The organism is Pelomonas sp. SE-A7, assembly GCF_030345705.1.
Lineage (GTDB): Bacteria > Pseudomonadota > Gammaproteobacteria > Burkholderiales > Burkholderiaceae_C > JAUASW01.
The window spans coordinates 165001-185721 of record NZ_JAUASW010000003.1 but is presented as its reverse complement, the minus strand read 5'-3'; the positions used below and the strand labels follow the sequence as shown (position 1 = coordinate 185721).

Below are 20721 nucleotides of genomic sequence, written 5' to 3'. Positions count from 1 at the left end.
CGCCCATGGAATCCAACCGCCTGCAGCAGCTCTCGCTCAGCGCCGTCGTGGCCGGCTTCGTCGCCGTGCTGGTCGGCTTCACCAGTTCGGTGGCCATCGTATTCCAGGCCGCCCAGGCCCTGGGTGCCGATGCGCAACAGAGCGCCTCCTGGATCTGGGCCCTGGGCCTGGGCATGGGGCTGACCAGCCTTTCGCTGTCACTCTGGACCCGGCTGCCTATCAAGGTGGCCTGGTCCACGCCCGGCGCGGCCCTGATCGCCGCCAGTTCCGGCCTCACGCTGGCCGAGGCCACCGGCGCCTTCCTGCTCTGCGGCGCGCTGATCCTCGTCAGCGGCCTCACCGGCTGGTTCGAGAAGCTGATGGACCGAATCCCGCTGGCCGTGGCCTCGGCCCTGCTGGCCGGGGTGCTGGCCCGCTTCGGTCTCGATGCCGTGGGCAGCGTGCGCACAGCGCCGCTGCTGGTGCTGCTGATGGCCCTGGCCTACCTGCTGGGCCGGCGCTGGTGGCCACGCTATGCGGTGGTTGTCGTGCTGCTGGTCGGCATCGCGGTGGCGGGCGTGCAGGGGCGGTTGCATCTGGAGCTGGTGGACTGGGCCTGGGCCCGGCCGGTCTGGACCGCGCCGGTGTTCTCGACCGCTGCCCTGGTCGGCGTGGGCCTGCCGCTGTTCCTGGTCACCATGGCCTCGCAGAACCTGCCCGGTGTGGCGGCCCAGCGCGCCTCGGGCTACCAGACGCCGGTCTCGCCCACGCTCACGGTGACAGGTCTTGCCACCCTGGTGCTCGCGCCCTTCGGCGCATTCGCCCTCAATCTGGCGGCGATCACCGCGGCCATCTGCATGGGCCGCGAGGCGCATGAGGATCCGGCCCGCCGCTACTGGGCCTCGGCCGCGGCCGGCGTGTTCTACATCCTGCTGGGCCTGGCCGGTGGTGCGGTAGTGGGACTGCTGGCGGCCTTCCCCAAGGAGCTGGTGGCGGCCGTGGCCGGCCTGGCCTTGCTCGGCACCATCGCGGGCGGGCTTTCGCAGGCACTACAGGATGAGCGCCACCGCGACGCCGCCATCCTGACCTTTCTGGTCACGCTGTCGGGCGTCAGCCTGGCCGGCGTAGGCTCGGCCTTCTGGGGCGTGGTGGCCGGCACGGTTTCTCTGTTGGTGCAACACTTCCGCCGACGCGTTTGAACCATCAAAGAAGTTCCCCTCACCATGAAACTGCTCTTCGTCGCCGACCCGCTGGAGTCGTTCAAGACCTACAAGGACACCACCTTCGCGATGATGCGCGAGGCCGCAAGCCGCGGCCATGAGCTGTGGGCCTGCCATCCGGCCGACCTGGTGTGGCATTCAGGCGGCCGCGTCGTGGCTCGCAGTGCGAGGGCGATCACGCTCACCGGCGATGCCATTGACTGGTTCACCGTGGTGGCCGAAGCCGAGCTGGCCCTCGCCGACATGGGCGCCGTGCTGATGCGCAAGGACCCGCCCTTCGACAGCGAGTATTTCTACGCCACCCACCTGCTGCAGCAGGCCGAGCGCGAAGGCGCCAAGGTGTTCAACCGGCCGGCCGCGCTGCGCGACCATCCGGAAAAGCTGTCGCTCCTGGAGTTCCCGCAGTTCAGCGCGCCCACCCTGGTCACGCGCAGCGAGGCGGCGATCCGCGCCTTCCACAAGGAGCAGGGCGACATCATCCTGAAGCCGCTGGACGGCATGGGCGGCACCGGCATCTTCCGCGTGGCCGCCGATGGCCTGAACCTGGGCGCCATCATCGAGACCCTGAACAAGGGCGGCGCCGAGACGGTGATGGTCCAGCGCTACCTGCCGGCCATCAAGGACGGCGACAAGCGCGTGCTTGTGATCGGGGGCCAGGTCGTGCCTTTCTGCCTGGCCCGCATTCCGCAGGGCGGCGAGGTGCGCGGCAACCTGGCGGCCGGCGGCAAGGGCGTGGCCCAGCCGATCAGCGCGCGCGACCGCGAGATCGCCGAGGCCCTGGGCCCCATCCTGGCGGCGCGCGGCCTGCTGCTGGTGGGCCTGGACGTGATCGGCGACTGCCTCACCGAGATCAACGTCACCAGCCCGACCTGCTTCCAGGAGATCAGCCAGCAGACCGGCTTCGACGTGGCGAAGATGTTCATAGATGCGCTGGAGCAGGCCCTCGCCTGAGGGCCTGCAGGGCTGGCGCCCTTACTTGAAGTCGCCGGCGAACACCAGCTGGAAGCCGTCCAGCTTGAAGTGCCTGCGCAGCGCGGCGTTGACCGCATCCGGCGTCAGCTTGCCGATCGCGTCGATCAGCTGCTGCTGGCGGTCCATGCGGCGATCCAGGTAGAGGTTGCGCGACAGCAGGTCGGCCAGGGCCGGGTCCTGTGCCAGCATCATCCGGCTCTCGTTGACCAGGGCCTGGCGGCCGTCGGCCACTTCCTGGGCCGTGAAGCCCTCGGCCAGCGCCCGGGCCACTTCCTCGCGCAGCGCGGTCTCGACCTTGGCGCGGTTCTGCGGCGCGAAGATCGCGTACAGGAACCAGGCCGAGTCCGGGTCGCGCGGGCGCAGCGATACGCCGCTGCCGACGCCGTAGGACAGACCCTCCTTCTCGCGGATGCGCATCCACAGCCGCGAGCTCATGCTGCCGCCCAGCAGGTGGTTGGCCAGTTGCAGCGCGGCGCGGTCCGGATGGTCGTCGTCGATGGGCATGGGCAGGATGCCGAACAGCATCGCGTTCTGCTTGTCCGGCGTGACCACCTGCTGCACGCGGCCGGGCTGGTCGGAAGCCTTGTCGCCGGTGCGCGCAAAGCGGGTTGTCGCGCGCCAGCTGCCGAACAGCTTCTCGGCCTCGGCCTTCAGCGCGGCGGCATCGAAGTCGCCGACCAGGGACAGCTGGCCGGCATCGGCGCCGTAGAAGCGGGCGTGGAACTGCCTGAGGTCGTCCAGCTTCAGGGCCTTCAGGTCTTGTTCCTGCTCGGCGAAGTTGCGGGCGTAGAACACATGGCCACGCGGATGCTTGTTCAGCGCGGCCTGCGCCACCACCGAGGCCAGGGCCTGCGGTTCGTCACGCTGGGACTGGATGGCGGTGAGGCCCTGGGCGCGCAGCTCTTCCAGGGCCGCGGCCTCGAAGCGGGGCTGACGCAGCATCTCGGCGATCAGGCGCAGCGCCTCCGACGCATGCTCGCGCTTGGTGGCCCAGCTCAGCACCAGCTGGTTGGCGCGCTGGGCCGAGACATTGAGCTCGACCTTGGCCGCATCCAGCGCATCGCGCAGCTGCTGGCGGTTCAGGCGCTCGGTGCCCATGCTCAGCATCGCCGCCAGCTGTTCGGCCGCCGCCTGCTGGCCTTGCAGAGATTCGGCCGTGCCGAAGCGCAATTGCAGCTGGCCGCGCACCGCCTCGCCCCGCGAGGGCTTGGCCAGCAGGGCCAGCTTCATGCCGTTGGTGAGTTGGCTGAGCTGCGTTTGCTTGTCGATATTGGCCGGCGAGGCTTCGAAGGCCGCCACGGCCTGGGCCGCGGCCTGGGGCTTGAACCCGGCCAGTTCCTTGTCCAACTGGACGAAGCTGGGGGCCGGTGCTCGCAGCGGCTTGTCGGTCGGGATGTACTGGGCCAGCGTGCGGTTGCTGCGCTGCAGGTATTCGGTGGCAACGCGCTGCACCTCTTCCAGCTTGATCGCCTTGATGCGGTCGCGCAGCAGGAAGAACAGCCGCCAGTCGCCCTGGGCGATGTATTCGGACAGCGTGATGCCCACCGATTCGGGGCTGGTGAAGCGGCGTTCCCAGTCGTTCAGCCACTTGGTCCTGGCGCGTTGCAGCTCCTCGGCACTCAGCGGTTGCGAGGCAAAGCTCTCGGCGACGGCCAGCAGCTCCTTGTTCATTTCCTCGTGCGAGGCCTGCGGTGCCAGCTCGGCGCTGACGCTGGTGAAGCCTGGTTCGGCCAGCGCCAGACCGAAGTGGCCGACCGAGGCGGCCAGCTTCTTCTCCTCGACCAGGCGCTTGTGCAGACGGCCGCCCGGGGTCTGCGCCAGCACCAGGTTGAGCAGCTCGATGGCGGCGTAGTCGGGGTGCGGGCCGGCCGGAATGTGGTACGCCGCCAGCGACTGCGCCGTGCCGCCCGTGCGGCGCACGGTCACCTGGTTCTCGCCGTCCTGCACCGGGTCGTTGGTGTAGGTGGGCTTGAGCTGGCGCTTGGGCTTGGGCAGCTTGGCGAAGCTCTGCTCCACCCAGTCCAGCACCTTGTTGGCGTCGAACTTGCCGGAGACGATCAGCGTGGCGTTGTCGGGCTGGTAGTACTGGCGGTAGAAGGCCTGCAGCCGCGAGATGTCGACGTTCTCGACGTCGGCGCGGGCGCCAATCGTGTCCTTGCCGTAGTTGTGCCACTGGAACATCGCCGCCAGGGCCCGTTGGGTCGTGGCATTGCCGGGGTCGTTCTCGCCCATCTCCATCTCGTTGCGCACCACGGTCATCTCGGTGTCGAGGTGGCGCTTGGCGATGTGGCTGTGGACCATGGCATCGGCCTGCCATTCCAGGTACCACTTGAGGTTGGCCTCGTTGGCGGCGAAGGCGGCGAAGTAGTTGGTGCGGTCGAACCAGGTCGAGCCGTTGGCCATCAGGCCGCGCTTGCTGAATTCGTCCCAGGGGGCCGGGTACTTGGGGCTGCCCTTGAAGATCAGGTGCTCCAGCAGGTGGGCCATGCCGGTTTCGCCGTAGTTCTCGTGCTTGGAGCCGACGCGGTAGGTCACGTTGACTGTGGTCGTGGGCTTGCTGTCGTCCGGCGCCAGCAGCACCTGCAGGCCATTGGCCAGGCGGTACTCGGTGATGCCTTCGACCGCACGCTGCGGCTTCAGCGAATGGGCGGCGGCCAGGCTGCAAAGGCCGGCCAGGCTCAGCGCCAGGGACAGGCGTGCCAACGAATTTCTTGCTCTCATGGATGTTCCTCCTCCGGGCGGGCGGAATTGCCCGTCTCCAGGGCGCGGAGTCTAGTCCGGCAGCGAGGAGGCTCAGGAAATCAGCGCAAAGGCTGCTTCAATCCTTGATCGGCGCCGGCAGCAGATCGGTCTGCAGCACCTGGTTGCGCTTGTACAGCGCGACCGCCTTGAGCGCCGCCTGCTGGCGGACCGTGGCCTGGCTGCTGTTGGCCGACTCGGCCGCATAGTCGGTGTCGACGCGGCGGCTGCGGGCCGAGGCCAGCGATTCGTAGCTGCCTTCCAGGTTGGCGATCACGCTCTGGAAACCGGCCTGGGCCGCGCCTATGCCGGCCTGCTGGGCGCCGACCTGCTCTATGGCCTGGTCGAGCGCATCGACGGCCTGGCGGGCCTGGTCGGCCGTGGCCAGCGACTGGCCGGCCAGTCTCAGGCCCTGGGTCGAGACATCGGCCAGGTTCAGCTGCTGTTCGCCGCCTTGCTCGTCGGTCTGGACGTTCAGCTGCAGGCTGCCGTCCAGGATGGGGCGGCCGTTGAACTGCACGCCGCCGGCCTGCTTGTCCAGGGTCTCGGACAGCTTGGCGTATTCGGTTTCTATCGCGACCCGGTCGCTGCTGGTGTAGCTGCCGTTGGCGGCCTGGATCGCCAGGTCGCGCATGCGGACCAGGGCGGCGCTGACCTGGCCCAGGGCACCGCCGGCGGTATCGGCCAAGGACAGGGCATCCCCCACGTTGCGGCGCAACTGGCTGGAGGCATTGAGCTGGGCAGAGAGCCGTACGGCGATGGCCGCCACGGCCGCGTCGTCGGAGGCGGTATTGATGGACTTGCCGCTGCCCAGGCGCTGCAGCGAGCGTTCGCGGCTGGCCTGGGTCTGGGTCAGGATCCTGGCAGTGGTGTCTATGGCGTTGGCCATGGGCTTGACTCTCGCGACGAGGCTGGACGTCAGCGGATGGTGGTTCGCGAAGCAAAGCATAGTCGGCGCGCCTGGGGCTGTCGAGACGGACCTCCCCGGGGCATGCGGGACAATCCGCCCCCTATGGCTGTTTTATCGATTACCAATGCCCATCTCGCCTACGGCCACGTGGCCCTGCTGGATGGTGCGAATTTCGCCCTCGAAACCGGCGAGCGGGTCGGCCTGATCGGCCGCAACGGCACGGGCAAGAGCTCGCTGCTCAAGATCCTGGCCGGCCTGGAGAGGCTGGACGACGGGCTCTTGCAGCTGCAGCAGGGCCTGACCAGCGTCTATGTGCCGCAGGAGCCGGCCCTGGACCCGGAGGCTTCGATCTTCGACGTGGTCAGCGAGGGCGTGGCCGAGGCCAAGGCCCTTCGCGACCGTTTCGAGAATCATGCCGAGGGCGAGGACCTGGCGGCGCTGCAGGAGCGCATCGAGCACATCGGTGCCTGGAACTGGGAGCAGCGGGTCGATGAGACCCTGCATCGCCTGGGCCTGGATGGCGAGCGCCGCGTGGGATCGCTGTCGGGCGGGCTGAAGAAGCGCGTGGCCCTGGCCCGTGCCCTGGTGGCCCAGCCCGACGTGCTGCTGCTGGACGAACCGACCAACCACCTGGACCTGGATGCGATCCGCTGGCTGGAAGACCTGCTCAACGGCTTCCAGGGCTCGCTGCTGCTGATCACCCACGACCGCGCCTTCCTGGACAAGGTCTGCAACCGCATCGTCGAGCTGGACCGTGGCCAGATGCGCGGCTATCCGGGCAATTTCGCGGCCTTCCAGGCGGCCAAGGCCTATGAGCTGGAGAACGAGGCGCTGGCCAATGCCCGCTTCGACAAGCTGCTGGCCCAGGAAGAAGTCTGGATACGCAAGGGCGTCGAGGCCCGCCGCACCCGCAGCGTGGCCCGCGTGCAGCGGCTGCACGAGATGCGCGCCGAGCGCGTTGCCCGCCGCGACGTGCAGGGCAAGGTCAGGCTGGACGTGGACACCGGGGCGAGTAGCGGCAAGATCGTGGCCGAGCTCGAGGGCGTGTCCAAGCGCTATGGCGAACGCGACATCGTCCGTGAGTTCACGGCCACCATCCTTCGCGGCGACAAGATCGGCCTGGTCGGCGCCAATGGTGCCGGCAAGACGACGCTGCTGAAGATGATCCTCGGCGAGCTGGCGCCCGACAGCGGCACGGTGCGCCTGGGCAGCAAGCTCAGCGTGGCGTATTTCGACCAGATGCGCGACGCGCTCAATCTCGACGCCACGCTGGCCGACACCATCAGTCCCGGCAGCGAATGGATAGAGATCGGCAGCCAGAAGAAGCATGTGAAGAGCTATCTGGGCGACTTCCTGTTCTCGCCGGCCCGCTCCGATTCGCCGGTGCGCACGCTGTCGGGCGGCGAGCGCAACCGCCTGCTGCTGGCGCGGCTGTTCGCACGGCCGGCCAATGTGCTGGTGCTGGACGAGCCGACCAACGACCTGGACATCGAGACGCTGGAACTGCTGGAAGAGCTGCTGGCCGACTACGACGGCACGGTCTTCCTGGTCAGCCACGACCGGCGCTTCCTCGACAACGTGGTCACCTCGACCATCGTCAACGAGGGCGAGGGGCGCTGGCGCGAGTATGAGGGCGACATCGAGGACTGGCTGATCCAGAGCCAGCGCGCCGCCGCCCTGCAGGCCAAGGCCGCGCCGGCCGCTGCTCCGGTTGCGGCGCCTGCGCCAGCCCCCGCTGTGCCCGCACGTCGCAAGCTCAGCTACAAGGAACAGCGCGAGCTGGACGAGATCCCCGGCCGCATCGCGGCGCTGGAGGCCGAGCAGGCCCAGCTGCATGGGCTGATCAACGGCACCGAGCTGTATGCCCAGGGCACGGCCCGCATCGGCGAGGTGACGCAGCGCGCGGCCGCCATTGACGACGAATTGCTGGCGCTGATGGAGCGTTGGGAGTTGCTCGAAGCGCGCTGAACGGTGGAGCCGGCCGCCGGGTCGTTCAGAGCTTGGTCAGCTGGGCGGCCGGGACCAGGCCGGACTGGCCGCGCAGCTGGACCGCCAGCTCGCCGTGGCGGATCACGATGTACTCGATGGTGCTGGTCTTGCCGGCATGGCTGACCTTGTCGCCGGGCTTGAGGGCCGGCTGCATGGGCGGAAGCACGATGGGGCGGGGCGGGGCGGCCGACTTGGCCGGCGCCGGGGGCTTCATCACCTGCATCATGCGGGCGTGCAGATCCGGTCTTTCCTGGGCCAGGGCGTCCAGCGACTTGCGCAAGGCGTCGCGCAGGTCGGTGGCGGCGAACGGCTTCTTCAAGAGGAAGCGGGCGCCCGCCTGGCTGGCCTTGGCTTCCAGCTCCGGCGTGATCTCGAAGCTCAGCAAGGCCAGCCGGCAGCCCGGGTTGGCCTGCTTGAGCTGCTCGAACAGCGCGAACGCATCCAGCTCCGACTTGGGAAAGTCGTCACAGATCAGGAAGTCGGGCGGCTGCTGGCGGCCCAGTTCCAGTGCCTGTACGGTGTCACTGGCGACGGCCAGGCTGTCGGTCGGAAAGCCATAGCCTTGCAGCAGCTGGCGCGCAAAGGTCTGCACGCCGGCCAAGGCATCGACGATCAGGAATCGCAGAGGGGCACTGTCGCTCATGTCGGTACGAAAACAGCGGGGCGACAAGCGGGGTTCAAGGCCTGCCGGAAAGCGCAAATCCTAGCCGCCTGAGCCCGCCTGCGGCGCAAAGTCCCAGCGATTCGCGGCGATTTTTTTGCGGCTGTTTATGAGCCGCCGAGGCCATGCACCAGACCGTGCCAGTGAGCGCACACCAAGGGTGCGTGGATCGCTCAAAGTTCCTGCCGCAAGGTCTGCAGCAGCTTCCAGAAGCGAGCGTCCTGGGCGGTCGCGAAATTGATGCGCATGGCGGTGCCGGCCCGGCGCGTGGCGCTGAACAGCAGGCCGGGCGCGATCAGCCAGCCCAGGTCCAGCAGACGCTGGGCGGCGCGCTCGGTGTCCACGCCCACATCGACCCAGCCGAACAGGCCTTGCGGCGGCGTGATGAACTGGCAGCCGGCGTCCAGGGCCAGGCGCACGGCGCGCTGCCGAGCCGCATCGAGCCGGGTATTGACTCGCTCGGCGTGGCGGCGCAGCTGGCCTTGCTCCAGGCATAGCGCCACGGCGCGCTCCATCAAGGGGCTGGTGGTCAGCGTGGACAGCAGCTTGAGGTTGGTCAGCTTGTCTATGCGCTCGGGGCTGGCTGCCACATAGCCGACCCGCCAGGCCGGCGTGAGGATCTTGGAGAAACCCGACACGTAGAGCGTGCGCCTGAGCCCGTCCAGCGCCGACAGCCGCGGAGCATGGTTGGGCGCCATGAAGGCATAGGTGTCGTCCTCGACGATCAGCAGGTCGGCCCGCTCGGCCAGCTTGAGGATCTGGTGGGCAGCGGCCAGGCTCAGGGTCTGGCCGGTCGGGTTGTGCAGTACCGAGACGGTGACATACATGCGCGGCCGGTGCTCGTCGATCAGGCGGTCCATCACCGCGAGGTCGGGGCCATCGGCGCCGCGCGGCACCGGCAGCAGGCGCATGCCGGCCTGGGTCAGGCGGGCGTACTCGATGGCCCAGCCTGGGTCGTCGACCAGCACCGCATCGCCCGGTTGCAAGAGACCGCGGGTGATCAGGTCCAGCGCATGGGTCGCGCCTACGGTGCTCAGGACCTGGCTGGGCGTGGCTGCAATTCCCAGGTCGGCATTGAGCCGCTGGGCCAGCACCTCGCGCAAGCGCACATCGCCGCCAGGCTCGCCGTACTGAAGGGTCAGCGCATCAGCTCCCTGGGCCACGACCTTGCGCAGCGCGCTCTGCAGCATGGGCCGGTCCAGCCAATCGGCGGGCAGGGTGCCCAGTCCGGGCGAGGTGGCGGCGTCGGCCTGGAACATGCCGCGTATCAGGGCCGTGGCATCGAAGGCCCGCGGCGCGGTGGCCACCGGCGCGCTGCGGGCGGCCGGTTTGAGCTTGGGGGCCGATTCACGCACGAAGAAGCCGCGCTGCTTGCGCGCCTCCAGCAGGCCGGCGGCCAGCAGCTGGTCGTAAGCGGCGACCACGGTGTAGGGGCTCACGCCATGGTGGCGGGCGCATTCGCGCACCGAGGGCAGGCGGGCGCCGGGCAGCAGCAGTCGCTGCTGTATGCGCTCGGCATAGCGCTGGGCCAACTGCTGGGCCAGCGGCGTGCTGGCACTGCGTATGAGTTGGTCGCGGGGGCTGCTTGTGCTGGTGCTCATGCCAATACAGATCCGTTCGATGTACGGGTGAGTGTATCGGTGCTGTACTGGTCGAGCCGCTAGACTGGGCCGCCATGAACCCTGCTTCGAGACGCCAGCCGCGCATCCTCGGCATCCTGGCCGGGATGAGCTGGGAATCCAGCAGCCATCTCTACCAGCTGCTGAACCGCTCCGTGGCCGCGCGCCTGGGCGGCCTGCACAGTGCCCGGCTGCTGATGCACAGCGTCGACTTCGCCGAGGTCGAGGCGCTGCAGCGCTCGGGCGACTGGGAGGCGGCCGGCCTGCTGCTCGGCGAGGCCGCGGCGGGGCTCAAGGCGGCCGGGGCCGGCGCGCTGATGATTGCCGCCAACACCATGCACAAGGTGGCCGACCAGGTCGAGAGCCTCGGTGGCCTGCCGCTGATCCACATCGTCGATGCCACGGCCGAGGCCCTGAAGGCGGCCGGCGTGCGCCGCGCCGGCCTGCTGGCCACCCGCTACACGATGGAAGGCGAGTTCTATCGCGGCCGCATGCGGGACCGGCATGGCATCGAGATCCTGATTCCGGGCGAGCAGCAGCGGACCGAGGTCCATCGCGTGATCTACGAGGAGCTGTGCCGCGGCCAGGTGCTCGAGCGCTCGCGCCAGTTCTACCGCGGGGCGATTGCCGAGCTGGCCGGCGCCGGCGCCGAGGCCGTGATCCTCGGCTGCACCGAGCTGTGCCTGCTGCTCGATGTGCAGCGCGACGCCGACCTGCTGCCGCTGTTCGACGGCACGGCCCTGCATGCGCAAGCCGCCGTCGACTGGCTGCTGCTTGCCTATGATGATTCCCAGGGCCGTTGAGCCCGTTGCAACCGAGAGAGCCATGAGTACTGTCTGGACCCAAGCGCGCCGCGCCGCGCGCATGAACCCCTCGATCATTCGCGAGATCCTCAAGGTCACCGAAAAGCCCGGCATCCTGTCGATGGCCGGCGGCCTGCCCTCGGCCGACACCTTCCCGGTCGAGGCACTGAAGGCGGCCTGCGATGCCGTGCTGACCCACAACGCCAAGGAATCGCTGCAATACGCGGCCAGCGAAGGCTTCGCGCCGCTGCGCGAGTGGGTGGCGGCCCGCGTGGCCCAGCTGGGCATGAAGATCGATCCGGACCAGGTCCTGATCACCAGCGGTTCCCAGCAGGGCCTGGACCTGGTCGGCAAGGTGTTGTGCGACCAGGGTGCACCGGTGGCCGTGGAGACTCCCACCTACCTCGGCGCGCTGCAGGCCTTCACGCCCTATGAGCCGATCTTCACCAGCCTGGAGAGCGACCACGAGGGCGTGCGCCCCGAGGCCTTCGGCCGCCTGGCCCATGATGCGCCCGGCACCCGCTTCGCCTACCTGCTGCCCAACTACCAGAACCCCACCGGCCGGGTGATGAGCCAGGAGCGCCGCCAGGCCGTGGTGACCGCGGCCAAGGCGGCCGGCGTGCCCATCGTCGAAGACAACCCCTATGGCGACCTCTGGTTCGATCAGGCGCCACCGCCGGCCCTGGCCTCGCTGTGGCCCGAGGGCACGATCTACCTGGGCTCGTTCTCCAAGATCCTGACGCCCGGCTTCCGCCTGGGCTACCTCATCGCCCCAAAGGAGCTGTATCCCAAGCTGCTGCAGGCCAAGCAAGCGGCCGACCTGCACACGCCGGGCTTCAACCAGCGCGTGGTCCATGAGGTCATCAAGAACGGCTTCCTGGAAGGCCATATCCCCAGCATCCGTGCGCGCTACAAGGCCAATCGCGATGCCATGGCCGAGTCGCTCCAGCAGCACCTGCCCGAGGGCTGCGAATGGCTGAAGCCCGAGGGTGGCATGTTCTTCTGGATCCGCCTGCCCGAGGGCTTCGACGCCATGGCCCTGCTGCCGCAGGCGGTGGACGCGGGTATCGCCTTCGTGCCCGGCGCGGCTTTCTACGCCCAGTCGCCGGATCTGCGCACGCTGCGCCTGTCCTTCGTGACGCTGACGCCCGAGCTGATACGCGACGGCGTCGCCATCCTGGGCAAGGTGCTGCGCGAGGTGATGGCCACGGCCGAAGCCCCGGCTCCTTGATGGCCGAGGCCCTGCCGGAGAACTGGCGCGTAGACACGGCCTGGGATCGGGCCGATCTGACGGCCGCCCATGCCTATCTAGTCACCGCCTACTGGTGCGAAGGCATTCCGCTGGATCTGCTCGAAAGGGCGATGCGGAGCTCGCTGAACTTCGTGCTGCGCGACGAGACAGGCCGGCTGCGCGGCTATGCCCGCGCGATCACGGACCAGGCCACGTTTGCCTATCTCTGCGACGTGTTCGTCGAGGACGGCCTGCGCGGGCGCGGCCTCGGCGATGCGCTGATCGCGGCCGTGATGGCCCACCCGGCCTTGCAAGGGCTGCGACGCTTTTCGCTGTTCACCCGCGATGCCCACGGGCTCTATGCCCGCCACGGCTTCCAGCCGCTGGCCACGCCGGACCGCGGCATGGAGGTGGTGCGGCCGGGGCTCTATCTGCAGAACAAAGAGGAATCGAAATGAGCCTGCTGCGCCGCTTCGTGCAAGTCGATGTGTTCACCGCCCAGCCGCTCAAGGGCAACGCTCTGGCCGTGGTCGTTGATGGTGGAGGCCTGAGCGATGCCGAGATGGCGGCGTTCGCGCGCTGGACCAATTTGTCGGAGACCACCTTCCTGCTGGAGCCGACCGACCCGGCGGCCGACTACCGGGTGCGCATCTTCACGCCCGGCGGCGAGCTGCCTTTCGCCGGCCATCCGACGCTGGGCTCGGCCCATGCCTGGCTGGCCAGCGGCGGCGACCCCAAGAAGCCGGGCGAAGTAATGCAGCAATGCGAGATCGGCCTGGTGCGGATCAAGCGTCAGGGGGCTCGACTGGCTTTCGCCGCGCCGCCGCTGCGCCGCTCGGGGCCGGTCGAGCCGGAACTGCGCGAGCAGGCGCTGCGCGCGCTGGGGCTTCAGGAAGCAGAGATGCTGGACCTGGTCTGGGTCGACAACGGTCCGCAGTGGATGGCCGCGCGGCTGGCCAGCGCCGAAGCGGTACTGGCGCTGAAGCCGGACTTCATAGCGATGAAGGGACTGAAGCTCGGCGTGGTCGGCGCCTATCCGGCCGGCCAGGAACTGCAGTTCGAGGTGCGGGGCTTCGTGCCGGGCCTGGGTGTGCCCGAGGATCCGGTCACCGGAAGCCTCAACGCCGGCCTGGCGCTATGGCTGATGCAGGCCGGCCATGCACCCGAGGCCTATCTGGCCGGCCAGGGCAAGGCTCTGGGTCGCGACGGCCGGGTCCATGTCTGGCGCGATGCCGAGGCGACCTGGATAGGCGGAGACGTGGCGTCGCTGATCCATGGCCAGGTTCGCCTCTAGGAACGACTGCTTCAGTTGTCCTTTTCGGCCTGGAACGTGTCGTGGCAGGCCTTGCAGGTCTTGCCCACGGCGCCGAAGGCTGCCTTGAACTGATCGAGATTGCCGGTCTTGGCAGCGGCTTCCAGCTTGGGCGCCTCGGCCTGGAAGGCGTCGGCCGCTTCCTTGAATTTGGCCGTTTCGGTCCAGACCTCGGGCTTGGCGCGGTGCGGCAGGCCCTTGTCGGTGCCGGGTCCGAACGAGTTGAACGGCAGCTTGGCCAGCATGGCGACGAGTTGGGCGTTGTCGGCCGCGACCGCGGCATCGAAGGGGATGCGGCCCTGGGCCATGGCGCCCAGGCGGCCGAAATGCGAGCCCATCAGCGTCATCACCGACTTGCGGTACTTGATGGCCTGCTCGGGGCGCTGCTGGGCCTGGGCGGCACCAGCCAGGACGACGGTGCCGGCCAGGGCGATCAGAACTTGCTTGAACATCCGGGAATCCTTTGCTGCGAGAGGTGGGGCTGAGGATGCGGCGGCACCGCCGCGCGGTCGAGTGTATGGAATTTGCAGCGCCGGCGTGCTGCGGTATCGTTGCCGCCTTCGCACTGCGGGATTGCAAGCAAGAGGCATGGCCGACGGTCGTCATCAGGATCATGAAGAGGTGCGGGTCTGGGACCTGCCGACCCGGCTGTTCCACTGGGCCCTGGTACTGTGCGTGCTGGGCTCGGTGACCAGCGCCAAGATCGGTGGCAATGCCATGGTCTGGCATATGCGGCTGGGCTATGCGGTGCTGGCCCTGGTGGGCTTCCGGCTGCTGTGGGGCCTGGTCGGCGGGCGCTGGTCGCGCTTCACCCATTTCATCTACAGCCCGGCGGCCATCTGGCGCTACCTGCGCCGCAAGCCACGTGAGGGCGAGCATTTCGACGTGGGCCACAACCCGCTGGGCGGACTGTCTGTGCTGGCCATGCTGGTCTGGCTGCTGATGCAGATCGGTTCGGGCCTGATTGCCGACGACGAGATCGCCAACACCGGGCCGCTGATACGCCTGGTCTCCAGCGAGGCCAGCCTGGCCTGGACCGGTTATCACAAGAGCTGGGGCCAGTGGGGCCTGTTCCTGCTGATAGGCCTGCATGTGGTGGCCATCATCTATTACCGCTTCGGCCATGGGCGCGACCTGATCGGCCCCATGCTGAGCGGCAACAAGCGCTTGCCGGCCCATGTACCCGCCACCCGCGATACCGTGGCCACGCGCCTGTTTGCGCTGACGCTATTGGCGGCCTGCGTGGCAGCCGTCTATTTGCTCGTTGTGATGGGGGGAGGGGAATGAGCAGTCCCGAGATCATGCTGCGGGTGCCCGAGAGTGCCGAGCAGTGGGATGAGGCGCGCAAGCTGCTGATCGATTACAGCGAGAGCCTGGCGGTCGACCTCTGCTTCCAGGGCTTCGAGGCCGAACTGGCCGGCCTGCCCGGGCCCTACGCACAGCCGCGTGGCGTGTTCCTCGTCGCCTGGGTCGATGGCCAGCCGGCGGGCTGCGGCGCATTTCGGGATCTGACCGATTCCGACTACCCGAACGCCTGCGAGATGAAGCGGCTCTTCGTCCGCCCGGCCTTCCGCCGTTTCGGCCTCGGCCGCAGCCTGACCCAGGCGCTGATAGACCGGGCGACCGAGGCTGGCTATTCCAATATGTTGCTCGACACGCTGGACGACATGGAGGCGGCGCGCGGCCTGTACGAGAGCCTGGGCTTCGTCGAAGTGCCGCCGTTCTATTTCAATCCCATCCCGGGCGCCCACTACCTCAAAGTGGAACTGGGCTGACCGGGTTACCTGCGGTTTCGGCCCTAGCATCGCCGGCCATGAATGAATTGCTGATCGAATGCGCCGGCGCTGCACCGGCCCGGCTGGGCGAATCCCCCTTGTGGTGCGAGGCCGAGCAGGCGCTCTACTACGTGGACATCGCCGCACACCAGGTGCTCAGGCTCGCCGCAGACGGTGCCCTCAGGAGCTGGCAGCTGGAGGCCGAACCGGGCTGCATCGCCTTGGCCGAACAGGGCGGTCTGCTGGTTGCGAGGCGCGACGGGCTCTGGCATCTGGATACCGCCACCGGTGGTAGCCGGCAGCTGGGAGCGCCGCCTTTCGATCCGGCCAAGCAGCGTTTCAACGACGGCAAGCCGGACGCCGCCGGCCGCTTCTGGATAGGCACCATCGACGACGCGCGCCAGCCCGAAGCGGCGCTGTACCGCTGGGCCGACGGCGGTTTCCAGCGCATGGCCGAGGGCATCACCAATTCCAACGGCCTGGCCTGGAGCCCGGACCAGGGCACGATGTACTGGACCGACACCAAGGCGCATGAGATCTACGCCTTCGACTTCGATCCGGCGACCGGGGCGATTGCGAATCGGCGCCGCTTCGCCCGGTTCCCGGCTCGCGTGGCCGGCGAACCTCTGGAAAGCTACGGCGGCCGGCCCGATGGCGCGACCGTTGATGCCGAGGGTTGCCTGTGGGTCGCGATGTACGAAGGCGCGCGCATCGTGCGACTGTCGCCCGCGGGCGAGTTGCTGCAGGCGGTCCGGTTGCCGGTGCGCTGTCCGACGATGCCGGCCTTCGGCGGCCCGGACCTCAAGACGCTCTACATCACCACCGCACGTGATGGGCGCCCGACCGATGAGCTGGCACGCGAGCCCTTTGCGGGTTGTGTGCTGAAGGTCCAGTTGCCGGTCTGCGGGTTTGCACCGAGGCCTGCACGGGGCTGAGCCCCACTTCCGGCACTGGCCGGGCTCGTCTGCGCTGTCCTTTTCTGGGGCGCGGCGCCCGGGATTGTCAGGAAACTTCGGGTTTCCACATATAATCTTTGGGTTTTGCCGACCGCCCCTGAGACAAACGTGACCCCTATCGAGATGCGCGCCCGAGACAAGGCGTCATCGACCGGCTGGGATGACGAGAGCGAGGGACATGCGGGCGACGAAGCGGCTTTCAAGGCCCTGTCCCGCGAGGAGGCAGAAGCCCTGAAGGCAAAACATCCCTCTCTCTCGCCTTGGCGGGTGGTGGCGGCCGAGGCTGCCATTGGTGGGGTGCTGGTCGGTCTCTGGTGGGTGTTCGCCGGAGCTGTCCAGGGAAGGTCGGCGCTGTATGGCGCCCTGGCCGTCGTGATGCCTGCTGCCTTGATGGCCTGGGGCATGACGCGGCGCCGGACCGTGAACATTGGAGCCGCCGTGCTCTCGTTCGCAGTCTGGGAGCTGATCAAGATTTTGCTGACCGGCGTCATTTTGGTGGCGGTGGTCAGGCAGGTCGCCGATCTGAGTTGGCTGGCAATGCTGCTGACCATGATCGGATGCCTGAAAGGTAACTGGCTGGCCCTGTTCACGCAGGGTCGATTCAAAAAAGCTTAAGAAGACGGACCCGAACATGTCAGCAGAAGGACACGCGCCGACCGCCGGTGAGTACATCCAGCACCACCTGACCTACTTCAACAGCGTCGGTGGCAAGCAAGCCTCGCTGGTGGACTTCAGTGTCATCAACTACGACACGCTGTTCTGGTCGCTGGCCATGGGCCTGCTGGGCCTGTTCCTGCTGTGGCTGGGTGCCCGCAAGGCGACCGCCGGCGTGCCAGGCCGCTTCCAGGCTGCCGTGGAACTGCTGGTCGAGATGGTCGGCAACCAGACGGCCGGCCTGATCCACAACGAACAGTCGCGCCGCGTGATTGCCCCCCTGGGCCTCACCGTCTTTGTCTGGGTGTTCCTGATGAACGCCATGGACTTCCTCCCCCTCGACGTCATTCCCAACGCCTGGGCTGCCATCTACGGCGGCATGGGCCATGACCCGCACCACGCCTACATGCGCGTCGTGCCCACGGCCGACATCAACGCCACGCTGGGCATGTCGATTGCCGTGCTGCTGATCTGTCTGTTCTACAACATCAAGATCAAGGGCATGGGCGGCTGGGCTCACGAGCTGGTCTGCGCCCCCTTCGGCAGCAGCAAGAACCCGGTTCTGGCCGTGGTCCTGGGCCTCGTCAACTTCGCCATGCAGCTGATCGAATTCGCCGCCAAGACGATTTCGCATGGCATGCGACTGTTCGGCAACATGTTTGCCGGCGAACTGATCTTCATGCTGATCGCGCTGATGGGCGCGGCCTGGACCGGCGCCAACGCGCCCAGCGCACTGCTGTTCCTGGGCCATTTCATCGCCGGTTTCGCCTGGGCCCTGTTCCACATCCTTGTGGTCGTGCTGCAGGCCTTCATCTTCATGATGCTGACCCTGGTGTACCTGGGCCAAGCACACGAAGCGCACTGATCGCGCTACAGCGGTTCTAGAGTTTTTCCCTTCGCTTTTTTCTTTTCTCTTTACCTGAACAACTAGGAGTCATCATGGAACAAGTCTACGGTCTGGTCGCTCTGGCCTGCGGTCTGATCATCGGTCTGGGCGCTATCGGTGCCTGTATCGGTATCGCTCTGATGGGCGGCAAGTTCCTGGAGTCGTCGGCTCGCCAGCCCGAGCTGATGGGCGAACTGCAAGTCAAGATGTTCCTGCTGGCCGGCCTGATCGACGCCGCCTTCATCATCGGCACTGGTATCGCCCTGTGGTTCGCCACGTCGACCTTCCTGAAGTAATCCTCTTCTGACCCTGCATTAGGGAGGATTCCCAAGTGAATCTGAACGCAACACTGATCGCGCAGATCGTCGTGTTCCTCGCGTTCGTCGGCTTCACGATGAAGTTCGTGTGGCCTCCGATCACGAAGGCGCTGGACGAACGTGCCGCGAAGATCCGCGACGGCCTGGCCGCCGCGGACAAGGCCAAGTCCGAGCTGGCCAACGCCAGCAAGGCTGCCGACGAGCAGCGCGCACAAGCGCGCGGCGAGACCACGCAACTGCTGTCGGACGCTGAAAAGCGCGCCGCCGCCATCGTGGAAGAAGCCAAGAAGCGTGCCGAGGAAGTCGGCGCCAAGATCGTGGCCGACGCCAAGGTGGAAGCCGAGAGCCAGGCCACCCGTGCCCGCGAAGCCCTGCGCGAGCAGGTCGCTGCGCTGGCCGTCAAGGGCGCCGAGCAGATCCTGCAGCGCGAGGTCAATGCCAGCGTGCACGCCGAATTGCTGGGCCGTCTGAAGACGGAGCTGTAATCATGGCCGAGCTCGCAACCATTGCCCGCCCGTACGCCGAAGCGCTGTACCAGGTCGCACAGAAGCACGACGTGAAGGCTTGGGGCCAGGCGCTTGACGCGCTGGCCCTGGTCGCCGCCGACGCCGAGCTGCGCCAGTTCGCCGACAACCCCAAGGTCACGGCCGAGCAGGTCTTCGCGGTGATCACCGCGGCGGCCAAGCAAGAAGCCCTGGCCCCGGAGCTGCAGAACTTCCTGCGCACGGTGGTGGCGAACGGCCGCCTCGCGGCGCTGCCGGCGGTGGTCGAGCAGTTCCATGCCCTGGCCAACGCGGCCGCCGGCGTGGCCGACGCGCAGATCTTCAGCGCCTACCCCATCGACGCAGCCCAGCTGAACGATGTGGTGGCCACGCTGGAGAAGCGCTTCGGTCGCAAACTGGTGCCGCAGGTCGCGCTGGAACCCTCGCTGATCGGCGGTATCCGCGTGGTCGTTGGCGACGAGGTGCTGGACACCTCGGTCAAGGCCCGCCTGGAACGCATGAAGGTGGCTCTGACGGCTTGAGCCTCGCGGCTCTAGTCGGCAACAACACTGACCGAATCACCCCCCTTGGTCCGAGTAGCGCTCCACCGGAGTGCGTACCGCGGGACCGAGCAGATGGGAGCAAGCAATGCAACTGAATCCTGCTGAAATTTCCGAACTCATCAAGTCCCGCATCGAGGGTCTGGGTGCTTCGACCGACGTCCGCAACCAGGGCACCGTGGTGTCCGTGTCTGACGGCATCGTCCGCGTCCACGGCCTGTCCGATGTGATGCAAGGCGAAATGCTGGAGTTCCCGGCTGGCGCCGACGGCCAGCCGGCCTTCGGCCTGGCCCTGAACCTCGAGCGCGACTCCGTCGGCGCCGTGATTCTGGGTGCCTACGAGCACATCTCGGAAGGCGACACCGTCAAGTGCACGGGCCGCATCCTGGAAGTGCCGGTCGGCCCCGAGCTGATCGGCCGCGTGGTCAACGCCCTGGGCCAGCCGATTGACGGCAAGGGCCCGATCAACGCCAAGATGACCGACGTCATCGAGAAGGTGGCTCCGGGCGTGATCGCACGTAAGAGCGTCGACCAGCCGGTGCAGACCGGCCTGAAGTCGATCGACTCGATGGTGCCCGTCGGCCGTGGCCAGCGCGAGCTGATCATCGGCGACCGCCAGACCGGCAAGACCGCCGTGGCCATCGACGCCATCATCAACCAGAAGGGTCAGAACATGACCTGCGTCTACGTTGCGATCGGCCAGAAGGCTTCGTCGATCAAGAACGTGGTGCGTGCCCTGGAAGCTGCCGGCGCGATGGAATACACCATCGTCGTCGCTGCCTCGTCGTCGGAATCGGCGGCCATGCAGTACGTGTCGGCCTACTCGGGCTGCACGATGGGCGAGTACTTCCGCGACCGCGGCCAGGACGCCCTGATCGTTTACGACGACCTGTCCAAGCAAGCCGTGGCCTACCGCCAGGTCTCGCTGCTGCTGCGCCGTCCGCCGGGCCGCGAAGCCTACCCGGGCGACGTGTTCTATCTGCACAGCCGCCTGCTGGAGCGTGCCGCTCGCGTCAACGCCGACTACGTCGAAGCCTTCACCAAGGGTGAAGTCAAGGGCAAGACCGGCTCGCTGACCGCGCTGCCCATCATCGAGACGCAAGCCGGCGACGTTTCCGCCTTCGTGCCGACCAACGTGATCTCGATCACCGACGGCCAGATCTTCCTGGAAACCAGCCTGTTCAACGCCGGTATCCGCCCCGCCATCAACGCCGGTATCTCGGTGTCGCGCGTCGGTGGTGCTGCCCAGACCAAGCTGATCAAGTCGCTGTCCGGCGGTATCCGTACCGACCTGGCCCAGTACCGTGAGCTGGCTGCCTTCGCGCAGTTCGCTTCCGACCTGGACGAGTCGACCCGCAAGCAGCTGGACCGCGGTGCCCGCGTGACCGAACTGCTGAAGCAGGCTCAGTACTCGCCGCTGTCGATCAGCCTGATGGGCGCGACGCTGTATGCCGTGAACAAGGGTTTCATGGACAGCATCGACACCAAGAAGGTCCTGGCTTTCGAGCACGGCCTGCACCAGTTCCTGAAGACCAGCCACGCCGCTCTGCTGGCCAAGCTGGAAGCCGACAAGGCCATGGACAAGGATGCTGAAGCCGAGCTGAACGCCGCGATCACGACGTTCAAGAAGTCCTTCGCTTAATCGACCATGACCGG

21 protein-coding genes are annotated in these 20721 nt (G+C 67.5%); 16 read left to right on the top strand and 5 right to left on the bottom strand.

What is annotated here, in order from left to right; all coding sequences use genetic code 11:
• The first annotated feature begins 5 nt into the window (after positions 1-5).
• Together QT382_RS18815 and gshB are read left to right on the top strand one after the other, a co-directional pair.
• Positions 6-1178, top strand: a complete 1173-nt coding sequence (locus tag QT382_RS18815; RefSeq protein WP_289255658.1) for a benzoate/H(+) symporter BenE family transporter — start codon at positions 6-8, stop codon at positions 1176-1178.
• Between the two features lie 24 nt (positions 1179-1202).
• Positions 1203-2150: a glutathione synthase gene (gshB, locus tag QT382_RS18810; protein ID WP_289255657.1), complete on the top strand. Its 948-nt coding sequence runs from the start codon at positions 1203-1205 to the stop codon at positions 2148-2150.
• Between the two features lie 21 nt (positions 2151-2171).
• Here the strand turns inward: gshB and QT382_RS18805 are convergent, their stop codons facing one another.
• Together QT382_RS18805 and QT382_RS18800 are read right to left on the bottom strand one after the other, a co-directional pair.
• On the bottom strand, positions 2172-4892 hold the full coding sequence (locus tag QT382_RS18805; protein ID WP_289255656.1) for a M16 family metallopeptidase: 2721 nt from the start codon (positions 4890-4892) through the stop codon (positions 2172-2174).
• A gap of 97 nt (positions 4893-4989) precedes the next feature.
• Complete coding sequence (locus QT382_RS18800; protein WP_289255655.1) at positions 4990-5859, bottom strand: flagellin; 870 nt, start codon at positions 5857-5859, stop codon at positions 4990-4992.
• Between the two features lie 63 nt (positions 5860-5922).
• Between QT382_RS18800 and QT382_RS18795 the strand changes: the two genes are divergently transcribed.
• Positions 5923-7788 carry an ATP-binding cassette domain-containing protein gene (locus QT382_RS18795; protein WP_289255654.1) on the top strand — a complete coding sequence of 622 codons (1866 nt, stop codon included), beginning with the start codon at positions 5923-5925 and terminating at the stop codon, positions 7786-7788.
• A gap of 25 nt (positions 7789-7813) precedes the next feature.
• Here QT382_RS18795 and QT382_RS18790 read toward each other — a convergent pair whose 3' ends face one another.
• The gene (locus QT382_RS18790) at positions 7814-8452 is read right to left on the bottom strand and encodes a response regulator (protein WP_289255653.1); all 639 of its coding nucleotides are present in this window, start codon (positions 8450-8452) and stop codon (positions 7814-7816) included.
• A 191-nt stretch (positions 8453-8643) separates the two neighbouring features.
• Positions 8644-10071: an aminotransferase-like domain-containing protein gene (locus QT382_RS18785; RefSeq protein ID WP_289255652.1), complete on the bottom strand. Its 1428-nt coding sequence runs from the start codon at positions 10069-10071 to the stop codon at positions 8644-8646.
• Positions 10072-10145: 74 nt separating this feature from the next.
• On the opposite strand from QT382_RS18785, the gene QT382_RS18780 reads away from it, so the two are divergent.
• From QT382_RS18780 to QT382_RS18765, 4 genes are read left to right on the top strand one after another with little or no spacing between them, the layout of a single operon-like run.
• Positions 10146-10892 carry an aspartate/glutamate racemase family protein gene (locus tag QT382_RS18780; protein WP_289255651.1) on the top strand — a complete coding sequence of 249 codons (747 nt, stop codon included), beginning with the start codon at positions 10146-10148 and terminating at the stop codon, positions 10890-10892.
• Between the two features lie 22 nt (positions 10893-10914).
• Positions 10915-12123 carry an aminotransferase-like domain-containing protein gene (locus tag QT382_RS18775; RefSeq protein WP_289255650.1) on the top strand — a complete coding sequence of 403 codons (1209 nt, stop codon included), beginning with the start codon at positions 10915-10917 and terminating at the stop codon, positions 12121-12123.
• Positions 12123-12581, top strand: a complete 459-nt coding sequence (locus QT382_RS18770) for a GNAT family N-acetyltransferase (RefSeq protein WP_289255649.1) — start codon at positions 12123-12125, stop codon at positions 12579-12581. Before QT382_RS18775 ends, QT382_RS18770 begins: the two co-directional genes overlap by 1 nt.
• Positions 12578-13417, top strand: a complete 840-nt coding sequence (locus QT382_RS18765) for a PhzF family phenazine biosynthesis protein (RefSeq protein WP_289255648.1) — start codon at positions 12578-12580, stop codon at positions 13415-13417. The genes QT382_RS18770 and QT382_RS18765 overlap by 4 nt, the downstream gene beginning before the upstream one ends.
• An 11-nt stretch (positions 13418-13428) precedes the next feature.
• On the opposite strand, the gene QT382_RS18760 is transcribed toward QT382_RS18765, so the two are convergent.
• A complete protein-coding gene (locus QT382_RS18760) occupies positions 13429-13887 on the bottom strand; it encodes a c-type cytochrome (RefSeq protein ID WP_289255647.1) in 459 nt (152 codons plus the stop codon).
• Positions 13888-14023: 136 nt separating this feature from the next.
• Between QT382_RS18760 and QT382_RS18755 the strand changes: the two genes are divergently transcribed.
• The 9 genes from QT382_RS18755 to atpA all read left to right on the top strand — a co-directional run bounded on the left by QT382_RS18755 (position 14024) and on the right by atpA (position 20707).
• Positions 14024-14722, top strand: a complete 699-nt coding sequence (locus QT382_RS18755; RefSeq protein WP_289255646.1) for a cytochrome b/b6 domain-containing protein — start codon at positions 14024-14026, stop codon at positions 14720-14722.
• The gene (locus tag QT382_RS18750; RefSeq protein ID WP_289255645.1) at positions 14719-15210 is read left to right on the top strand and encodes a GNAT family N-acetyltransferase; all 492 of its coding nucleotides are present in this window, start codon (positions 14719-14721) and stop codon (positions 15208-15210) included. The genes QT382_RS18755 and QT382_RS18750 overlap by 4 nt, the downstream gene beginning before the upstream one ends.
• Before the next feature lie 38 nt (positions 15211-15248).
• Positions 15249-16145 (top strand): SMP-30/gluconolactonase/LRE family protein, encoded by an 897-nt coding sequence (locus tag QT382_RS18745; protein ID WP_289255644.1) that lies wholly within the window; start codon positions 15249-15251, stop codon positions 16143-16145.
• 129 nt (positions 16146-16274) lie between these two features.
• Positions 16275-16781 carry an ATP synthase subunit I gene (locus QT382_RS18740; RefSeq protein ID WP_289255643.1) on the top strand — a complete coding sequence of 169 codons (507 nt, stop codon included), beginning with the start codon at positions 16275-16277 and terminating at the stop codon, positions 16779-16781.
• Positions 16782-16797: 16 nt separating this feature from the next.
• Entirely contained in the window at positions 16798-17685 is an 888-nt protein-coding gene (gene atpB, locus QT382_RS18735) for a F0F1 ATP synthase subunit A (protein WP_289255642.1), read from the top strand.
• Between the two features lie 74 nt (positions 17686-17759).
• On the top strand, positions 17760-18002 hold the full coding sequence (atpE, locus tag QT382_RS18730) for a F0F1 ATP synthase subunit C (protein WP_289255641.1): 243 nt from the start codon (positions 17760-17762) through the stop codon (positions 18000-18002).
• A gap of 35 nt (positions 18003-18037) precedes the next feature.
• Positions 18038-18508: a F0F1 ATP synthase subunit B gene (locus QT382_RS18725; RefSeq protein ID WP_289255640.1), complete on the top strand. Its 471-nt coding sequence runs from the start codon at positions 18038-18040 to the stop codon at positions 18506-18508.
• A gap of 2 nt (positions 18509-18510) precedes the next feature.
• Positions 18511-19047: a F0F1 ATP synthase subunit delta gene (locus tag QT382_RS18720; protein ID WP_289255639.1), complete on the top strand. Its 537-nt coding sequence runs from the start codon at positions 18511-18513 to the stop codon at positions 19045-19047.
• Positions 19048-19153: 106 nt separating this feature from the next.
• On the top strand, positions 19154-20707 hold the full coding sequence (atpA, locus tag QT382_RS18715; RefSeq protein ID WP_289255638.1) for a F0F1 ATP synthase subunit alpha: 1554 nt from the start codon (positions 19154-19156) through the stop codon (positions 20705-20707).
• Positions 20708-20721: the final 14 nt, after the last annotated feature.

Coding starts and splice junctions, on each gene's coding strand:
- QT382_RS18815 (WP_289255658.1), top strand. CDS start 6: ATGGAATCCAACCGCCTGCAGCAGCTCTCGCTCAGCGCCGTCGTGGCC.
- gshB (WP_289255657.1), top strand. CDS start 1,203: ATGAAACTGCTCTTCGTCGCCGACCCGCTGGAGTCGTTCAAGACCTAC.
- QT382_RS18805 (WP_289255656.1), bottom strand. CDS start 4,892: ATGAGAGCAAGAAATTCGTTGGCACGCCTGTCCCTGGCGCTGAGCCTG.
- QT382_RS18800 (WP_289255655.1), bottom strand. CDS start 5,859: ATGCTTTGCTTCGCGAACCACCATCCGCTGACGTCCAGCCTCGTCGCG.
- QT382_RS18795 (WP_289255654.1), top strand. CDS start 5,923: ATGGCTGTTTTATCGATTACCAATGCCCATCTCGCCTACGGCCACGTG.
- QT382_RS18790 (WP_289255653.1), bottom strand. CDS start 8,452: ATGAGCGACAGTGCCCCTCTGCGATTCCTGATCGTCGATGCCTTGGCC.
- QT382_RS18785 (WP_289255652.1), bottom strand. CDS start 10,071: ATGAGCACCAGCACAAGCAGCCCCCGCGACCAACTCATACGCAGTGCC.
- QT382_RS18780 (WP_289255651.1), top strand. CDS start 10,146: ATGAACCCTGCTTCGAGACGCCAGCCGCGCATCCTCGGCATCCTGGCC.
- QT382_RS18775 (WP_289255650.1), top strand. CDS start 10,915: ATGAGTACTGTCTGGACCCAAGCGCGCCGCGCCGCGCGCATGAACCCC.
- QT382_RS18770 (WP_289255649.1), top strand. CDS start 12,123: ATGGCCGAGGCCCTGCCGGAGAACTGGCGCGTAGACACGGCCTGGGAT.
- QT382_RS18765 (WP_289255648.1), top strand. CDS start 12,578: ATGAGCCTGCTGCGCCGCTTCGTGCAAGTCGATGTGTTCACCGCCCAG.
- QT382_RS18760 (WP_289255647.1), bottom strand. CDS start 13,887: ATGTTCAAGCAAGTTCTGATCGCCCTGGCCGGCACCGTCGTCCTGGCT.
- QT382_RS18755 (WP_289255646.1), top strand. CDS start 14,024: ATGGCCGACGGTCGTCATCAGGATCATGAAGAGGTGCGGGTCTGGGAC.
- QT382_RS18750 (WP_289255645.1), top strand. CDS start 14,719: ATGAGCAGTCCCGAGATCATGCTGCGGGTGCCCGAGAGTGCCGAGCAG.
- QT382_RS18745 (WP_289255644.1), top strand. CDS start 15,249: ATGAATGAATTGCTGATCGAATGCGCCGGCGCTGCACCGGCCCGGCTG.
- atpB (WP_289255642.1), top strand. CDS start 16,798: ATGTCAGCAGAAGGACACGCGCCGACCGCCGGTGAGTACATCCAGCAC.
- atpE (WP_289255641.1), top strand. CDS start 17,760: ATGGAACAAGTCTACGGTCTGGTCGCTCTGGCCTGCGGTCTGATCATC.
- QT382_RS18720 (WP_289255639.1), top strand. CDS start 18,511: ATGGCCGAGCTCGCAACCATTGCCCGCCCGTACGCCGAAGCGCTGTAC.
- atpA (WP_289255638.1), top strand. CDS start 19,154: ATGCAACTGAATCCTGCTGAAATTTCCGAACTCATCAAGTCCCGCATC.